Source organism: Candidatus Woesearchaeota archaeon (genome assembly GCA_016187565.1).
GTDB lineage: Archaea > Nanobdellota > Nanobdellia > Woesearchaeales > JACPJR01 > JACPJR01.
This window is the reverse complement of sequence record JACPJR010000009.1, coordinates 13,383-30,745: the sequence shown is the minus strand read 5'-3', so window position 1 is coordinate 30,745 and position 17,363 is coordinate 13,383. Positions and strand designations below refer to the sequence as shown.

Genomic DNA, 17,363 nt, shown 5'->3' with positions numbered 1-17,363 from the left:
ATAATATATGGTGCTATTATTCAATGAGGAGGCTGCAAAATGACTGATCATAACGCTTTAGTTGTCTTTCAGGACAAGAAGATTAGAAGAATTTGGCATAATGAGGAATGGTATTTCTCAATAGTTGACATTGTTGCGGTCTTATCGGAGAGTGAGAACCCTCAAACATACTGGAGAGTTCTTAAAAAAAGGCTAAAAGATGAAGGAAATGAAACCGTTACAAATTGTAACGCTTTGAAAATGCCTGCCTCGGATGGCAAGATGAGACTGACTGACGTAGGAAATGTAAAGGAAATATTCAGGCTAATCCAATCTATCCCCTCTCCAAAAGCTGAGCCGTTCAAGCAGTGGCTCGCTCAGGTAGGCTATGAGCGTGTTGAGGAAATACAGAACCCAGAGCTTGCCCAGGCAAGAATGAAAGAGCTTTACAAGGCAAAAGGCTATTCTGATGACTGGATTGAAAAGAGAGTTAGAGGCATCGCGGTTAGACAAGAACTGACAGACGAATGGAAGAAAAGAGGAGTCAAAGAAGACAGAGAATACGCAATTCTTACTAACGAGATAAGCAAAGCAACATTTGGTCAGACTATTGAAGAGTACAAAGAACTCAAGGGGCTTAAAAAGGAGAATCTTAGAGATCATATGGATGATTTGGAGCTAATCTTTACCATGCTTGGAGAAGCCTCAACAACAAAAATCACAAGAGGCAAGAATGTACAAGGGTTCGTTGAAAGCAAAGACGCTGCACGAAAAGGCGGCAAAATAGCTGGAGATGCCAGAAGAAAGCTCGAAATCGAATCTGGAGCAAAAGTCGTTTCGCCAGATAATTATCTCTCAGAACCTGAAAAAGATAAGAGAAAGCGGCTAAAAGGAAAATGAACCCAACACTAAAACAGCTTGGAAAAGAAGAACTGTATTCGCTTCTGCTTGAGTTATCCAGCCTAAACAAGGAAAATGCAGACTTTTTGAGGCTGAAACTTGAGAAAAATCCGGAAAATGCAATTGATTATTACAAGAAAAAGCTGAAAAATATTCTTTGGAGCGAAAGAATAAATCTTCGTGATGCTAGAAAAGTTATTTCTGATTTTAAGAGAATATCAAAACAGCCAGAGCATCTTTTAGAATTGATGACCTTCTATGTTGAGACTGGCGTTAAACTAGGAGAAGAATACGGAGACATGTATGAGACGTTTTATTCAAGTATGGAATCCATGTTTGAACAGATTGTTAAAACTTTGAATAATAACCAAAAGTTGATACCTCGATTCAAAGCAAGGCTTGACTCAATTATTGAGCGAAGTTGTGAGGGATGGGGACATAAGGATACTTTGGAAGAGATATATGAGGAACTGAGAACTGGAGGAAAACAATGAAGCCGCTCATTTTATCCTTCGCTCCGCCTGCAAAATGGAGAAATGAGAAGCAAACCAATAACTTGAAGGGTGAAGCATGGCAAAATATGAGGTTGCTAATTCTTAATAGAGATAATTATACCTGTGCCTATTGTAGTTTTCGTTCTGAAAAATACCAAATTGTAGATCATATTGATGGGGACCCTGAGAATAATAGCGATAAGAACTTCCAAATTGTTTGCCAAATGTGCAATCTAATAAAACATTCTGGCATGGGTTGTGAGATAACTGGAGTGGTTGACCTATTTAAGGTTTCAAAATACGGCCAAAATGATATTATGAAAATAACAAGGGAAATGAGAGATAAAGATTCATCAGATGCAGAAATACAAGCGCATTTAGGACTAAAAAATAAGGTAGACTTCAAGATGGATAGAGATTATCTAAAAAGCGTATTCGGTTTTGTAACATCAAGAAAAAGCAAAGAAGAGGATGATATGTACAATCACTGGTTAGAATATCATAAAAAACAAAGGATGATAAAAAATGCCTCGCTTTAACGAAAAATCAGTCGTGGAAGATTATATCGTTGAACAGCTTCAAAGTAAAGGATGGATTTTTGTCCCAGGTAACGCTTTAGAAAGAGATAATTTCGAAGAGCCGCTTTTAATAAGGAATTTAATCAAGCAAGTAAAGGCCATAAATCCTATTGATTTGAGAGATGAGGATATTAAGAATTTACTCAATGAACTCAGGTTTAAGCCAAGCAATCAAGAGGGTATAAAACAGATACTGCTTTACTTGAAAGAAGGCATCTCCATAAAGATTGAGAAGGATAAAACGCTCAAGAGAATCAGGCTGTTCGATTATGATAATGTCCAAAATAACGAGTTTATTGTCACAAGACAGGCCGTTTACACGAGAGGCAACAAGCAAATACGAACAGATATTTTTCTGTATGTAAATGGCATTCCTTTAGTAGACATTGAGTGCAAGAATCCAGCGAGTTTTTCCGAAAATTGGTATGACGCATTCAAACAAATCAAAAGTTACGAACAAGATATCCCTGAGCTCTACAAATATGTGCAGATAGGCGTTGCTGCAGAGCAAATAGCTAAGTATTTTCCCATTGTTCCCTGGAATGAGAATGTAAAGATAGATGAATGGAAGTCAGAAAAACTTGACTCTATCGATTCGGTTATTCAACTATTTATCCCGGAAACACTGCTCGATATTATCAATAACTTTGTTTATGTCAGGGTTCAGTATGGAGAAGCCACAAAGGTTCTTCCAAGATACATGCAATATCGAGCAGTAGGAAAAGTCGTTCAGAGAGTCATCAATAACATTGAAGGTAAAGAAGAAAAGAATAAAGGCCTGATCTGGCACTGGCAAGGTTCTGGAAAGACTTTAGAAATGATTTTTGCAGCAAACAAGCTATATCGTTCTGAGGCAATGGCTAATCCTACGATATTTCTTATTATCGACAGGCAGGATTTAGAAGAACAGCTTTATGATGAGTTTAATGCTCTGGACATGACTCTTCCAGAACTCATTGGTTCGGTCAGTGGTATGAGGAAAGTTCTTCAGCATGACCAAGGCAGAGGAAAACGAGGAATTTTCATCACTTTAATTCATAAATTTCGAGCTGAAGAACTTCACGTCCTTCAAAAAGAGCTTGAGAAAATTTCAACAGACAAAGAAACAATTCTTACAAGGAAGAATGTTGTCGCATTCGTTGATGAAGGCCATAGGACACAATATGGCACGTTAGCAGCTCAAATGAGAGCCATACTCAAGAACACGTTCTTTTTCGCATTTACAGGAACACCTATCTCAAAACCTAAGAAAGGTGTTGACACATATGATGTATTCAGTTATCCTCCAGAAGAGAAGTACCTTGACAAATATTTCATTACAGATTCGATTAACGATGGCTTTACTGTAAAGATAGCGTATCAACCAAGACTTGAAAGAGAAGTTCATTTGAATAAAGAAATGCTTGATACATTTTTGGAAGTTGAATATGAAGAAATTCCCGAAGACGCAAGAGAAGTTGTTAAAGAGGACGTTAAGAAGAAAATTGGCTTGCTAAAGGCGTATCTTGAGAATCCTCAAAGAATTGCAAAAGTGGCGAAAGATATCGCTGAGCATTTCAAAGAAAATGTTGAGGGTAAATTCAAGGCAATGGTTGTTGCGGTAAACAGAGAGTCTTGTGTACTGTACAAAAAAGAGCTTGACAAGTATCTTCCTGAAGAATATTCTGATATTGTGTTCAGTTATGGCGCACGGGATGAACCCAATAGGATTACTATGTATGTCAAAGAAGAAACTGCTCAATACGGCAAGGAGTATGAAGATATTCGAAAAGATGTTATTGAAAAATTTAAAGAGGAAGACTCGCCAAAGATTATTATTGTAACTGATATGCTTCTGACTGGCTTTGACGTTCCCATACTTCAAACAATGTACTTAGACAAACCATTGAAAGAGTATAAGCTGTTGCAAGCAATAGCAAGAACAAACAGGCCATACAAAGATGTAAAAGAAGCGGGGTTGATTCTTGATTATATTGGAATTTTAAAAGAGTTCAGAAGGGCATTTGAAATTTACAGCAAAGGAGAGATAAATGGTGCACTCTTTAGCATTGAGGAAATCAGAAAGGACTTTGTAAGATTGGTGAACCAAATCTTAGACATTTTCAAAGACGTTCCAAAGAACCAATATAATCGTAAAACTCTGCTGAAAGCTGTGGAGATACTCACTTCAAATGAAGAAAAAAGCAAGGCATTCATAGAAGACTACAAGCACATGACGAAAATATTTGAGTTGCTTGGCCCCGACACAATAAAAGCAGAACTCTTCTCAGAATATCAGTGGATAAGCGCAATTTATACCTACTATACACGACTTGTTCTGAGAAGTCAACCAAAAGACAATAGATACTTAGAACAATACTTCAAGAAAACCATAAAGTACATTCACAAAACAACTGAGCTTGAAGAAATCCAGAAATCTCTTCCCATAATTGAATTTGATGAAGACTATTTCAGAAGACTTGAGCAGCACGTCAAGAACAAAGAAGAAAAAGCAGCAAACATAGTCTTTACCTTAAACCGATTTGTTCTCGTTGATAAATTCAAAAATCCAGTCTCAGAAAGTCTTAGTGAGAAAGTTCAAAGGCTTCTTCATTTATGGAAAGAAAAAACAAAGGACTATGAAAAAATATACCAAGAAGGAGTTAAAGCAATCAAAGAATTCATGCAACTCTCGCAAAGGCAAAAAGAGCTTAAATTAAGTAAATTGGATTATTCGTTGCTACTTGTTCTTGAAGATAAGTTTGGGGAGGATACGGAACTAATTGAGGATATCAGAGAACTGTCAATCTCATTGAATGAATTACTATTTGCGGGATGGATATCTCAGCCAACAGCACAAAAAGAAGTCGAAAAGACGGTAAGGCTATTCATTAGACGATATCTCAAGCGTCACAGTTTAGGGATTGATAACCTTAATATTTTATTCGATAAACTCATGGATAGAGTGAAAGCCTATGCAAAAGAAGATTAAAATCTACGACATGGATGTTGAATATGCAGTGAACTATCGATCAGTTCATTATCCTCGTTTAGAGTTTAAAACAGGTAATCTCATGCTCATTCTTCCAAAAAACTATGAATCAGAAAAGAAGATTATTGAAACTCATAAAGAATGGATTTACAAGAAACACAAAGAGATACTTAATTCTCTCAAAGCCAGCAAAAACAAACAGTTAAGCACACATAGAACTCAAGAAGAATTCAAAGAACTTGTTCATTCAATAATTGAGAAAAATCTTCATATCTTACATTTAACAGTCAACAAAGTCTATTTCAAGGAAATGAAATCTAAATGGGCAAGCTGTAGTTCTAGCAAAAATTTGATGGTAAATAGTTTGTTAAGATACTTGCCAGTGCATTTGGTAGATTATGTGGTTTATCATGAAATTGCTCATCTAAAAGAAAGAAAGCACAATGAACGATTCTGGAAGATTATCAAAGGAAAGTACAAAGATCATCAGAAGATGGAAAAAGAGCTGTTTTTATATTGGTTCTTGGTTCAGGAACGACTGAATAAATGGGCTTCTCCTTTAAAAAGGTTAAAACAGCCGAATTCTTAACATCCGTCACTTAAAATCTACAGGTTACGCAGGTGCAAAACTATATAAACAATAGCAAACTCCGTATTGAGGTGATTGTACATGGCATTTGACAAAAGTCTTGATAAACAATTATTCAGTGAAACTGTAGCCTTCGAAACAACGCGGATTACCGTCAGTGTTTTTTCCTATAATGACGGTCAGCCCAAATTACAGATTTCTCGCGAAAACCGTGACCAAAACACCGGTGACTGGGTCTTTAGCAAACTAGGCAGGCTTTTTAAGGACGAAGCTGAAGCAGCATTACCGCTCATGCAGAAAGCCCTTAAGCAGATGAAGTAAGTTGCCTAATCACTTCTACAACAGGTGCATTGCGTGAGGCATAGAAATGTAGACTCGGTGCTCCCTCTTTGCGTAATGTTTCACTCTGTTGAACACACCAGTCAATGCCAGCTTGCCGTACATCATGTGCATTACTATAACCAAGGACCTGTGTGCTAAGTTCATCAGGAATACGACAATGAAAGGTATCTGGAAATATGGTTAGATGTCGTACAGTAGATAATGGTCGTAACCCAGGAACAAGAGGGACATTAATTCCTTCACGAACTGCCCCATCTCTAAAACGAAGATATACTTGCGTGTCAAAGAACATTTGCGTGACCAAATAATCTGCTCCTGCATCAACTTTTTCTTTAAGCCAGGTTATTTCTTGTTCTAAACTCGCCTGAGAATTCCCCTCGGGAAAGCATGCTCCCCCATAACAAAAATCCATTTTGGATCCGTTTTTTTCTCCTGGCCAATACGTACCTTCTCTTAAATCACGAATTTGTCGCATTAGTTCCTTTGCAAAGCTGTGTCCTCCTGGTTCAGGTACAAAGGGAAGGAATTTTCCATCACCATCTTTCCGAGGATCCCCCCGAAGCGCAAGGACATTTTCAATGCCTAAGTAAGAGAGATCAACAAGAAATCCTTCAGTATCATACGCACTAAACCCTGTACAGATAACATGGGGAACAACAGCAACTCCTTGTGTTCTATAACGTTCGGTTAATGTTCCTGCAATACCTACGGTTCCTGGTTTTGCTCTCCCATAGATGGGAACCTTACTCCCGAGAGCATCAGTATGATGTCCTTTAACCTGTTGTGCATGATAGGTCACATCAATATAGCTGATACCAAGTTCAACAAGAGCATCAAGGGTAGCAAAGACTGCATCGGTTGTTTTTCCTAAAAGCGGCGGTTCTATTTCAACAGAAAGAGTTTTCCCTTGTCCATGTCGAAGAATATCAATAACACGCATAAGTGAGGAAAGTTGGTCTGTCTTTAAAAAGGTACTTGCAAGACCAGTAGATTCGAGAAGAGGTATACTTCCTCTACCCCATAGCCTTCCCACCACTATATTAATAAATCATCGCTTATTTCCTGAATGAATGGACTTTGTAGATGCACTTCATCGCTTAGAAGAAGATCCTGTATTTAAAAGCTGGAAACAGGCTCATGAACAGAGTTATCTCATCCATGGTGTGCTGATTACTGATGCCAATGCGCCATGGCAGTTCGGCTATTATGATGAAACTCAGGAAAAGGTAACGAGTTTTATTGTAAGCGAACCCATGCAGCAGCTTCCTGATGATGAGGTTTTTAAGCATCCCGGAGATAAAATCATTGCCTTAACACCAAGCAAAGTAAAGGTTTCCTTTGACCAAGCAAAAGCAAAAGCATTACAGGTTCTTCAAGAGACGTACAAGAATGAGCCTACCCTCAGGCAGATCTACATTATTCAGCATCTTCCGCTCGGCTTAGTTTGGAACATAACCCTGGTGACTAAAGGATTTTATACTATTAATCTCAAAATAAATGCTGAAAATGGTACACTCCTCTCGCAAAAGAAAATTTCACTGTTTGAGTTTAAGCACTAGATATTTCTTTTTCTACACCTGAATTTACGCTGCCGTTAATGTCGTTTTAGCAAATTCCAATTATTTCTCAGTGACGACATAAGGGCTCAAACCTATAGGTTTTGACTCCATAGACTTTAAATAGAACTTACTCGTAGCACAGGAGAGAAGAAAATGACAACCGTTCAGATTCAGCGCAATAACAAGGAGGTTGATCTACCAGTCTATGCTCATGAAGGGGATGCGGGTTTTGATCTTAGGGCTGCCGAAGAAATCATAATCAAACCCGGGGAACTGGGTCTTATCAAGACAGGATTACATCTTGCAATTCCTCAAGGGCATGTCGGTTTAATTTGGGATCGTAGTGGTTTAGCCGCTAAACACCAACTCCATACCTTTGCTGGAGTTATTGATTCAGGATACCGCGGTGAGATCAGCGTTGTTATTAAAAACTTTAGTGATCAAGCATTCCAGGTTACCAAACACATGCGTATCGCTCAAATGATTATCCAGCCAGTTGTTCATGCAACAGTACAGGAAGTAGAGTCCCTTGCCGAGACCATGCGGAGTGGGAACGGCTTTGGAAGTACAGGATTACATTAGACATCATTTGTAAGCGTGTTTGACTGATGGATATTGATGGTATGTTCCGCTGGCAGCAAAAAGAGGTGACACTATGAGTATCAGTTATCGTACTATCTTAAAAAACAAAACACTTACCGACACACTTACTGATTTTGGGACTACGCCTCATAAAGTACGACAAATAAAAGCACAATCGCAAGAGCAAGACGCTTCTGATACCTAGCGAAAGCAAAATATAGCTCTTTGCTTTTTCGTATGCTATGGAAGCCTATATTGTTGGCATCTTCCCTATTTCTCGTCAAGTGCATGGACTTGTTTTCTGTGGATCAAATTTTAAATATGCATTTAGTCCTACTCCGATGTATCTTGAATTTTCTGATGAATGTCGGGTAGACCTTAAACCTATTAAAGAAGAACTTAAATCAATTGTTCCATATACAAAAGAGATTGTTTTTACTGGAGGCGAACCGTGTATCCAGCGACAGGCCCTTCTCTCGTTGCTTGGCTTTGTTAAGCGTTTCAATGCACGAGTAGGTATTGAAACTAATGGATCAAAACCAGAGGTACTTAACTATCTCGTTCAACAAAAGCTTATTGATAGAATACGTCTCATCCTGAATAGCCCTTTTGAAGCACCCTTTTTCCAACGAATCAACAACGTGGAAACATTCTTCACACCTCTTGAAGAGACCATGGCTAAGGTAAGGAAAAGCCTGCTATTGTTACATGCAATCCATGATCGTTTTACTCTTGAGGTCAAAACAAGCATTGTTCCAGGGCTCTTGTACCGAAAAGAAGACCTCTTAAAGATTGCTTCAGGCATTGATGGTATGCATTGCACCTGGATCTTAGAGGCTTTTCAACCGACAAAAGTAATGCCCCTACGCATGCAAAAGATTCGTGCACCTTCCTTTACGTTTATGCAGCATTTGCGTGCATCCTGCTTGATAAAATATCCTAACTTAAGAATAAAAATAATAAAGAAAAGAAGTTAATGGACGTTATGGTGCTCTTTTACTCTTTCATACCCTGTGTGTTCATTGTCATAACTAAACAGCGAGAGAAAGATCTCGACTAATTCGGGATGAAATTCTTCGAGGTAATCAAAGAGCTCTGCTGTTGAACAATAAGGGCAAACATGTACGTTTTTTCCACAAATGACGCACCATGGAGATTTCAGGGTGATGAACTCTCCGGTACTCGGAAGAGGTAGACCTACTTGAAGATCCACATTCCAGGTTTTTATCTCTTCCCCAATACAATCTGCACAGAGGGGGTTTGTTATAACCTCCTGGCACACTACACAATGGTAGTTGTGCATTTGTGGTTGCATGTTCTTCACCTCCTTGGTTATGAAATGGGAAAGGAGGCGGTTCCAACGAACACCAGGTAAAGCGAGAACGTAGCGTCATTACCGGTGCATTGTTAAGAACCGCCTACGGCAGGAACTTAACAGATAACGCCAGTAATGACCACTGTACGCAGACATTTAGCCCAAGCCATCGGACAAAGAATAGACATAACACTCTTAGGTACAGGTGTGGCTTGGAAATTAATCATGATACTGTTCCCACGACCTCCATATATAAATAAATTTAGCTACTGGAATCTATATTCTGGGCAACTCCTTTTGACTTTCAGCTTCATCCAACAGTTTGGTAACGCTCAAGTTAGCAGCTTCAAAGTCCTCTATGTCGTCTATGATCGCCGACATTCCCCGTAAGGGACATCCCCCTTGTCGGTTGGATTCAATCATTTGATGGGACTTTGCCTGAGGCTGCTAACCCTTTTTTTGGATGAAGCTTTGACTTCCGAAAAGTTTAAATAGCAAAAAGTTCACAATTGTAAAGTTTGATCACAAAAATGGTGAATGTATGGACCAAAAATACGCTTCTAGGACCGTTTTTATCTTCCTTCTCGTGCCTTTCTTTCTTATGCTCTTCATAACACCTCTCACGGTAGCAAAGGGCGGTGGAGGGGGAGGAGATGGCGGTGGCTCAGGAGGTGGAGGAAACTCAGGAGGAAGTGGCACAGGGCCGTATCTCACCACGCCAAGCTGTGATGATAAAGGCATGGTAACTTTCCGACAGAACCCACCCATAACTCCAGTAACGATTACCAACCTTGATGACGGAACTCTTTTGCATAATCTCTCTGGAATTTGGGAAGGAACAACCTTTACCTCTGACGAGGCAATTTTAACAAGCGCCGGATCATACCTTATTGGCGATGAGCGTAATGGAAACGTAACCTTTACCTGTCCAGGATTAGTATTTAGTTGTAAGGTTGTTGCGCTCTCCATTGAAAACTGCCAAAAGCTCGATACAGGTATTAAAGCTACGTTTACCTTAGCCAATGCCTCGCTTGATGACCTTACCTATTCATTTACTATTAACTCGAGCAGAGAGATCCTGAGTTATGGGTCAGCATCATACTCCCCGGAGCTGAAATACCTGCACGTAGAACAAGAGAGTAACGATAAGGAAAAATATCATCTCTCCTTGAATGATTCTTTACCCGTAACCGTGCTTCAAATTAGCCATCAGAATTGTATAGGAAGGTACTATGTGTATGCAACCTCAGCGTGCAGTGAAGCAACAACAGGTAACCAAGCAGACGGGACAGGGCTAGAGAAGGAAGGTAAGGAAGTAAGCCAAACAAACCAGGGAAATGCACTCAAATGTGGAGGATATCTTTCTATTACTGATAGAGTAAAATGTCGTCTCAATCTCAGAGAAGAGGAAGAGGATGAATACGAAAACTTTTTCCCGGAATATTGTCGTTCGGTTGATGAAGATGAGGGGGACTGTGTTGCAACCTATCGGGCTATCGGCAAATGTTGGTCTTTCCCCAACGGACCTCCTCGCGTTTCTTGCGTCAAGCAACAACTTCATCTTGGGGATATTGCAACAGAGAAAGCAGCATGTGATCGTTTCAGTGGAGACGAGCAAAGAAGTTGTATGGATGACGTAACTGAGAAAGTCTACGATCTTGTTGAGTTTCGATTATACAATCTTGAGGAAGAGGCAGAGCGGTTGCTTGATGAAAACAAATTATCTGAGGATGCCGTCATCTCTTTTGTTGTGGATATTGAAGCAAGCAAAGTAGCATTCCATGAAGCAAAAACGTTTGAGGAGAAAAAGGCAGTCATCAAAGATACACAGCAGTCATGGCGTGAGCTTATCAAGAGCGTTAGTGTGAAGAGCATGAATGGGGATACATCATGAACAAGGTAAAATGGATTACAAAACCACTGGTCTTTATTCTTCTTATCCTCTTGGTAGTTACGAGCCTCGGATGCGCTCAACAACGAGAGGAAAAGGTTGTAGAAAAAATTCTTCCTGATGAAGGTATGATACCACCACCACGCGAAAATACGACGTTCGAAAGAGATGACAATGTCATTCCAGAAGAGATACCAGGGCAAGTATCTTCTGATGAGATTGAGCTGTTGTATGACGATGGCCTTGATGACGCACTTGCCGAACTCGAACTCCTTGCAAATCTTTCTGAATAGATTTTTTATATTAGATCTGCCATATAATCATACTTATATTCTTGTATTACCGAGCTAGACTCAAATTCTTTTATTATATCTGAGAATTTTAATCTAACAGTTCTGATGATATCATCGAACTCTTTAAATTCTTTTGAACATATACCAATAGTGAAGTCCCATTTACCAGAGTTCTTTGAAACATAAATAATATTTGGGTGACTCACCAAGAACGAGATAAATTCTTTCTCTTTCTCTTGTGTGACATTTGAGAGAACAAAGGTAACATAAGTATACATAGGGTAACCCAATTTTGAAGGATTTAAAAAGGCATGATAAAATCTAATCACTTTCTCTTTTTCTAATCTTCTTAATCTATACTTAATACTATCTCGAGGAATGCCTGTTTTTCTAGACATCTGGCTTATCGAAATTCTTGCATTTTTCTGAATTAATTCTATAATTTTTTTGTCTTTATTGTCTAACTTTATTTTCTCTCCAAATTCTATAGAAAATAGTTCTTTCATACTTACTATTATGGTAAATTAATATATAAATATTTCGTTTTTTGGTAAAAATAGTTTGAATAAATACTTAAACTATAGCATATTACTATTTTTATGGAGCAACAAGATGGAACAACAACATATACTAACGGCTTACAATTCTGGAGCAAGAACCTATGAAACAGTTATGAGAAAATATTGGCATATTGACAGAAAAGAGTTTATTGGGTCTTTAGGAATTAAGCCTGGATTCAACGTTCTTGAAGCTGCCGTAGGCACCGGATTAGACTTACCTTATTTTTGTAGAGGAGTTAGTGTTGTTGGCATTGATATTACACCAGGAATGCTTGAGGTAGCAAGAGAAAAAAAAGGAGAAGCTCAAATTCAACTAGAAGAGATGGATGTACATTCCATGACCTTTTCAGATAGCTATTTTGACGGGGCAGTTTCTACGTTCACCTTGTGTGTTGTTAAAGATCCAAGAAAAGCTTTAGAAGAAATGTTAAGGGTAACTAAGCCAGGATCTAAAATGGCCATTCTCGATTATTGTAAATCGAGAAACCAAGACATAGTTAAATGGCAAGAACTTATTGCTTATCACGCAGCCAACGTTGGATTTCCAAAAGAAACGATTGTATGGAATTCTTTAATGGATTATGATAGACTGCTCTATCATTCAGGATTACCAATAACTGTCGAATCTGATGAAAGATACGAAAGTGATAATCCATTCTCAACAGCTTGTAAAATCGTTCTAAGAAATGATAAATAAACGTCTTGAAACAATAGTGGTTACCTATCCTCAATTACCAAATCATCAGACCATTCCAGAAGTAGATGAAATACAACTAACCTTTAGACAACTATTGGATCCCGCTCCTGAGGCAAGTTTAGGACCAAGTTTTGTAGCTGATATAGCAAGAAGAGCTGGTTGGAATGGCGTTGTTGTTCAGCCACAAACTACAGATATAGTTGACGTTGTTGATGATATTTTACAGCATAATCCAACTATTGTTGGTTTCTCAGCGTTAAGTTTACATGTGCCCGGTGTAAGAGTATTATCAGAAGAAATTAAATCCAGAAATCCTAGTGTAACTACCGTAGTGGGGGGTTACCACGCTACATTTAGGCCTAGTGATTTTTGTGAGATGGAGAGCGTTGATTTTGTGTTTAGAGGAACTAATCTCGGTAGATTTCAAGACTTTCTGAAACAATACAGTCCACACGGCAATAAGAGAGATCCTCAAAAGAAGATAATTAATCCTAACTGGACAAAAAATGATCGTCTCGATTTGGATGCTATATCGTCGAGAATGCCTTATGACGGGAGAATATTCTCAGACAAGTGGCAATCTCAAAATTTTGGTGTTTATCCTCCCGGTTATTACGGTTCTATTAAAGAATCTGCTGGATGTCCGATGGAATGTGTATTCTGTGAAGTTCCAAGCTATTATGGTTCTAAGGTATTGGTCAAATCAGCAGATTCCGTGTTAGAAGAGATTAGACAATTATATGAAAACGGAGTTAAAACTATCTTCTTTGAAGGAGAAAACTTTTTTGGTCAATGGGCTGAAAGATTAGTTCGAGAACTGGGAGATTTAGATATAGGTATTCATTTTGCAGCAGAAACTATGGCAGCAGCTTTGACACCTCGTTTTGTTGAAAAACTTGCGAAAGGAAGATTTGTAAAAATAGCAGTAGGTGTTGAGTCTCCTGCTGGTGAAGATAGAGTTTATTTAAGGAAACCAGGAGCACAAAAACATCTCGATTTCTATGAACCTTTTAGATTATTAAGAGAACATGGAATTTTGGGTTGGGGTTTTAGGATGACAGGTTTACCAAATTATACTTTACAAGATTTAAAAAGAAATGAGGGCTTATCTGGAGAGCAACCGTATGACGAATTAAGATTAACCTGCTTTACTCCTATGCCTGGGACTCAAGTATGGGAAGTGTGGGCTCATGAGGAGAGAAGGCTTTCTCCTGATTGGGGATTATTCGATACTACAAGGTTAGTTTATGATCATCCTCACTTAACTGAGAAACAGATTTGGGAAAGTGTTATGAGAGAGTATTATAACTTCATAACCAGTCCTACATATCAGATTAGAAGAGATCAGCTCATAGAAAAAAGGTCTGAATTAGAGGAAGGATTTAGACGATATAACAAAGGTGTGATAGAAAGACTTGAATTTTTGGCAACAAAGTTAGGAGTGTGCTTATAGACACCATTAACGTAAAATGACTTTACTCGAAAACCTTAAATACTTCACGTCCTTTTTCTTGGTCTAGGGGGTGTGCTCATGCATCCTGAAAAGGAGATCATGAATTGGTGGCTTCACCGACAGGGATTTTTTACTATTAACAGTATTAAAGCAGGAAAAAATAGAACTGTTGATATTCTTGCCATCAAGCTGCAAGACAAAAAAGTAGAGCATATCCAGCATATAGAATTAAGTTGCAGTGTAAGTTCTAGTGTCTTAGCTTCTGAAGAATACTTGAACAAGTTTACGAGTCGTGCGGTTGTCAAGACCGTTAATGCCTGTATCAAAGAACACCTCGGAGAAGTCTATGAATATACCCGAGTTCTGGTTATTGGCGTCAATGAAGTGCCCCAAGAGCTTCCAGGCATTCAAATTCTTCGATTTGAGAATGTTCTTTACGATGTTTTTACTACCCTTGACAAACAGAATTATCAGAGCCCAGTGATCAGGACCTTACAGCTCTTGAAATATGTATTCCTTGGTAATGCAGAAAAACTTGCCCAGCTGATAAGCACTGACAAGGATGAGAAACTCCTTACGCAGAACAGCAGAGCACAACTTCTCAGCCTTCTTCTGACAAATGCAGAAATTCAACGAATAGTCAGCAAGCCTTCCTTTGAAGAGAAACTTTTACCTATCTTTCAGACCTCCCCACTTGGAAAACCAGAGACATTAGTCCGTTTTGTGCGTGATGTGCTTCCACAGAGATCGCAGAAGAAATTTATGAGTCTTATTACCGAAGATAAGGGAGAAGCAAGGAAAGGACAAAGCGAATCGCCAAAACAGAGAAACGAACGTAGGCTTCAGGAGTTCTATTAGCGAAGGTATCTTTTCCTTCATTGAGACAGAGCAAATATGGGCCACGTCCACTAGATTGTAACTACTTAAAAATGCTATCAAAGCAAACATTTATAAACCCCTGATTTTCTCTGATGAGATACTATGCCACGATTATCGGATCTCATTAATACTGGACAAAGACTTTCGATTATTGGTCCTTATGGAACTCAAGTTGCTGAACGAGTTGCTCGAGATGTTGTTGAAAGTCCCCAAATGGCAGCAGGAGTGCCAAATTTAGAATCTCTTGGAGCTGGTTGTTCTGCCTTACTTACCGAAAAAGGTCAAGCCTATTTGCAACAAATTGCACTAGATTATGTAGCTAGCGTTCCAAATGATCATCCTCTTGTTGTTGTTACTCCCTCATTTCGATTAGCCAAACAAGTTCTTGAAGCAGCTGCGTCAGTAAGGGGCGTTGATCCTAATTTACCTGCACTTGGTCTAGAGTTCTGTTTAGATTCTATAACTATTGCACAAGGTGCAATAACACATGCTCAACGATCACGAGAAAATACCTTACTTGCGATGAGTGTTGGACCGCCATTTGAATGTTATGAAGCAGAAAGAACCCCTCCAGATATTGACAATAAGTATCTTCCACAAGTATTTGCAGCCATTAGATTTGGACATCCATTAGATTATCTTATGTTTGAAACGGTCCCCTCCTTACATGCAGCAATTGGTGCTGCAGTAGCCTTTACCAGAGCACATAAAGTGTTGCATATCAGCGATTCAAAAGACCGTCTCACGACTTCAGGAACACGAAAGTATATGGAGAGTTTACTTAACAAGGTACGATACATGGGATCTGAAGCATTTGGTCGTTTGGTACCATCCTATGATCCTACGACCAGTACCTTCCAAGCAATTGAGCCTCAAAAAGAATATGTTATCTCACTTTGTTTGGATGAACAGGGCAGGCTTTATTGTGATCAGCATAATCTTTATGGTCCTCAGCGTTTAGAGTTGGCATTAAATGCTTTGCGGCATTTTATTGCAAGCAGAGGATTGTATCCTCCTGTCGGGATTTCTATCAATTGTAATAGCCCTGAAGTTACCGAACGTGCTCTTGAACAATTACAACGAGATGGGGGTTCCACTTTTGGAGGATTGGCCAGTCCAGATAGACCTCGCAATAGTGATTGGATTATAGGAATACATCCGAATGCATCCTCTGAAAATGATCCACGAAAGTATGAATCTATGACAACACAACAGGCCATTCCCGTTGAAGACTTTGCGAGTCGAGTTACCGGATTAGTAAATAGATTTGATCTTAAGATCATTGGTGGTTGTTGTGGAACAGATCATCATACCATGAAACGGTTATATTAGTTGTCGCTTCTGCAGTATATAGGTTATTTTTAAACTTTATAAATGAGACACCCCTTCACATAGTTTTTCAGTTTGTCAACTAATATTCAAATTGTGAGGTATTCTATCGTCAACAAAAGCGTATAATTCGGAAATCAGTTTACAATTCGGTAATTGGTTTACAGATTTTCTCTGTAAACTTCTTCTGGGGTTTTATACTCCAAAGCATGATGGATTCTCTCCTCATTATACCACTTTACAAATTCTTGTAAAGTCTCATCAGGATGCTTCTTCTTTCTTTTCTTGAATGTGTCAAACCATTTCTCCATCTTGCCATTTGTTTGTGGATGGTTCCTTCTTGAAGTCCAGAACTCTATTCCAAGCTTGTTAAGCTCTTGCTCAAATAAACTTGGTGTCAATTCACCCTTGTTATTAGGCGTACTGTTATAGAATTGCGTTCCTTTATCGCTTAATACTATAGCAGGACAAACTTCGTTTGTCAGTATGGCTTGGTAAAGCAAGAAAATAGTATTTTCTTCATAAGCATTGTTAAACTCTCCAGAAGCCATGATTTTCCTGCTTCTGTCGTCTATAAAAGATAAATACCATTTATCTTTGTACTGGCTCCAATCAGTATGCCACATATAGTTGATTAGAGGCCATTGATATCTCACGTATTTTCTTTGACCCCTTCTATTTTCACATGGCTCTGTCAAGCCTTGTTCATCCAATATCCTTTGGATAATATGCTGCGAGACCCCAAATCCAAACTTCTTGAGAACAAAATGTATTTTTTCACTCCCATAGTCCATAGATTTTCTGATCTCAACAACCTTCTTTACAAAAGAAGGATTAACACTCGTTTTTGGCTTCCCTACCTTCTTAGTAGAAGTAGCACTTCTACCGCTTCTGTATTGCTGTACTACCCACTTTCTTTTTTTTCATTCAATTTTTCCATTTAAATCACCAA

The 17,363-nt window shown here is 38.7% G+C and carries 20 protein-coding genes; 15 read left to right on the top strand and 5 right to left on the bottom strand.

Annotated elements, in window-relative coordinates; genetic code table 11:
* The first annotated feature begins 39 nt into the window (after window positions 1-39).
* From HYW21_02300 to HYW21_02275, 6 genes are all read left to right on the top strand, one after another.
* Window positions 40-879 carry a phage antirepressor protein gene (locus tag HYW21_02300; GenBank protein ID MBI2548158.1) on the top strand — a complete coding sequence of 280 codons (840 nt, stop codon included), beginning with the start codon at window positions 40-42 and terminating at the stop codon, window positions 877-879.
* Complete coding sequence (locus HYW21_02295) at window positions 876-1,373, top strand: hypothetical protein (GenBank protein ID MBI2548157.1); 498 nt, start codon at window positions 876-878, stop codon at window positions 1,371-1,373. Before HYW21_02300 ends, HYW21_02295 begins: the two co-directional genes overlap by 4 nt.
* Window positions 1,370-1,912, top strand: coding sequence for an HNH endonuclease (locus HYW21_02290; GenBank protein MBI2548156.1), 543 nt, complete (start codon window positions 1,370-1,372; stop codon window positions 1,910-1,912). Before HYW21_02295 ends, HYW21_02290 begins: the two co-directional genes overlap by 4 nt.
* Window positions 1,899-4,922 carry an HsdR family type I site-specific deoxyribonuclease gene (locus HYW21_02285; protein ID MBI2548155.1) on the top strand — a complete coding sequence of 1,008 codons (3,024 nt, stop codon included), beginning with the start codon at window positions 1,899-1,901 and terminating at the stop codon, window positions 4,920-4,922. The genes HYW21_02290 and HYW21_02285 overlap by 14 nt, the downstream gene beginning before the upstream one ends.
* The gene (locus tag HYW21_02280; protein MBI2548154.1) at window positions 4,906-5,511 is read left to right on the top strand and encodes a M48 family metallopeptidase; all 606 of its coding nucleotides are present in this window, start codon (window positions 4,906-4,908) and stop codon (window positions 5,509-5,511) included. The genes HYW21_02285 and HYW21_02280 overlap by 17 nt, the downstream gene beginning before the upstream one ends.
* Before the next feature lie 81 nt (window positions 5,512-5,592).
* On the top strand, window positions 5,593-5,832 hold the full coding sequence (locus HYW21_02275) for a hypothetical protein (GenBank protein ID MBI2548153.1): 240 nt from the start codon (window positions 5,593-5,595) through the stop codon (window positions 5,830-5,832).
* Here HYW21_02275 and HYW21_02270 read toward each other — a convergent pair.
* Complete coding sequence (locus HYW21_02270; protein ID MBI2548152.1) at window positions 5,816-6,793, bottom strand: methylenetetrahydrofolate reductase; 978 nt, start codon at window positions 6,791-6,793, stop codon at window positions 5,816-5,818. The two genes, HYW21_02275 and HYW21_02270, sit on opposite strands and share 17 nt — an antisense overlap.
* A 130-nt stretch (window positions 6,794-6,923) precedes the next feature.
* Here HYW21_02270 and HYW21_02265 point away from each other — a divergent pair, with 130 nt between their 5' ends.
* The 3 genes from HYW21_02265 to HYW21_02255 all read left to right on the top strand — a co-directional run bounded on the left by HYW21_02265 (window position 6,924) and on the right by HYW21_02255 (window position 8,971).
* Window positions 6,924-7,412, top strand: coding sequence for a hypothetical protein (locus tag HYW21_02265; protein MBI2548151.1), 489 nt, complete (start codon window positions 6,924-6,926; stop codon window positions 7,410-7,412).
* A gap of 153 nt (window positions 7,413-7,565) precedes the next feature.
* Window positions 7,566-7,994 (top strand): dUTP diphosphatase, encoded by a 429-nt coding sequence (gene dut, locus HYW21_02260; protein ID MBI2548150.1) that lies wholly within the window; start codon window positions 7,566-7,568, stop codon window positions 7,992-7,994.
* Between the two features lie 242 nt (window positions 7,995-8,236).
* Entirely contained in the window at window positions 8,237-8,971 is a 735-nt protein-coding gene (locus tag HYW21_02255) for a radical SAM protein (protein MBI2548149.1), read from the top strand.
* On the opposite strand, the gene HYW21_02250 is transcribed toward HYW21_02255, so the two are convergent.
* Both HYW21_02250 and HYW21_02245 read right to left on the bottom strand, forming a co-directional pair.
* Entirely contained in the window at window positions 8,968-9,309 is a 342-nt protein-coding gene (locus HYW21_02250) for a hypothetical protein (protein MBI2548148.1), read from the bottom strand. The genes HYW21_02255 and HYW21_02250 overlap by 4 nt on opposite strands.
* Window positions 9,310-9,585: 276 nt before the next feature.
* Window positions 9,586-9,732 carry a hypothetical protein gene (locus tag HYW21_02245; protein ID MBI2548147.1) on the bottom strand — a complete coding sequence of 49 codons (147 nt, stop codon included), beginning with the start codon at window positions 9,730-9,732 and terminating at the stop codon, window positions 9,586-9,588.
* Window positions 9,733-9,850: 118 nt separating this feature from the next.
* On the opposite strand from HYW21_02245, the gene HYW21_02240 reads away from it, so the two are divergent.
* Both HYW21_02240 and HYW21_02235 read left to right on the top strand, forming a co-directional pair.
* On the top strand, window positions 9,851-11,203 hold the full coding sequence (locus HYW21_02240) for a hypothetical protein (protein ID MBI2548146.1): 1,353 nt from the start codon (window positions 9,851-9,853) through the stop codon (window positions 11,201-11,203).
* Window positions 11,200-11,493, top strand: a complete 294-nt coding sequence (locus HYW21_02235; GenBank protein ID MBI2548145.1) for a hypothetical protein — start codon at window positions 11,200-11,202, stop codon at window positions 11,491-11,493. Before HYW21_02240 ends, HYW21_02235 begins: the two co-directional genes overlap by 4 nt.
* Before the next feature lie 5 nt (window positions 11,494-11,498).
* Here the strand turns inward: HYW21_02235 and HYW21_02230 are convergent, their stop codons facing one another.
* Complete coding sequence (locus HYW21_02230) at window positions 11,499-11,999, bottom strand: Lrp/AsnC family transcriptional regulator (protein ID MBI2548144.1); 501 nt, start codon at window positions 11,997-11,999, stop codon at window positions 11,499-11,501.
* 106 nt (window positions 12,000-12,105) lie between these two features.
* Here HYW21_02230 and HYW21_02225 point away from each other — a divergent pair, with 106 nt between their 5' ends.
* The 4 genes from HYW21_02225 (at window position 12,106) to HYW21_02210 (ending at window position 16,414) form a co-directional block, all read left to right on the top strand.
* Window positions 12,106-12,750 carry a methyltransferase domain-containing protein gene (locus HYW21_02225; GenBank protein ID MBI2548143.1) on the top strand — a complete coding sequence of 215 codons (645 nt, stop codon included), beginning with the start codon at window positions 12,106-12,108 and terminating at the stop codon, window positions 12,748-12,750.
* Window positions 12,740-14,203, top strand: a complete 1,464-nt coding sequence (locus tag HYW21_02220; GenBank protein MBI2548142.1) for a radical SAM protein — start codon at window positions 12,740-12,742, stop codon at window positions 14,201-14,203. Before HYW21_02225 ends, HYW21_02220 begins: the two co-directional genes overlap by 11 nt.
* Window positions 14,204-14,281: 78 nt before the next feature.
* Window positions 14,282-15,061, top strand: coding sequence for a hypothetical protein (locus tag HYW21_02215; protein MBI2548141.1), 780 nt, complete (start codon window positions 14,282-14,284; stop codon window positions 15,059-15,061).
* A 123-nt stretch (window positions 15,062-15,184) separates the two neighbouring features.
* Complete coding sequence (locus tag HYW21_02210; protein MBI2548140.1) at window positions 15,185-16,414, top strand: homocysteine S-methyltransferase family protein; 1,230 nt, start codon at window positions 15,185-15,187, stop codon at window positions 16,412-16,414.
* 158 nt (window positions 16,415-16,572) lie between these two features.
* Here the strand turns inward: HYW21_02210 and HYW21_02205 are convergent, their stop codons facing one another.
* A complete protein-coding gene (locus HYW21_02205) occupies window positions 16,573-17,124 on the bottom strand; it encodes a transposase (protein ID MBI2548139.1) in 552 nt (183 codons plus the stop codon).
* Window positions 17,125-17,363 lie beyond the last annotated feature (239 nt).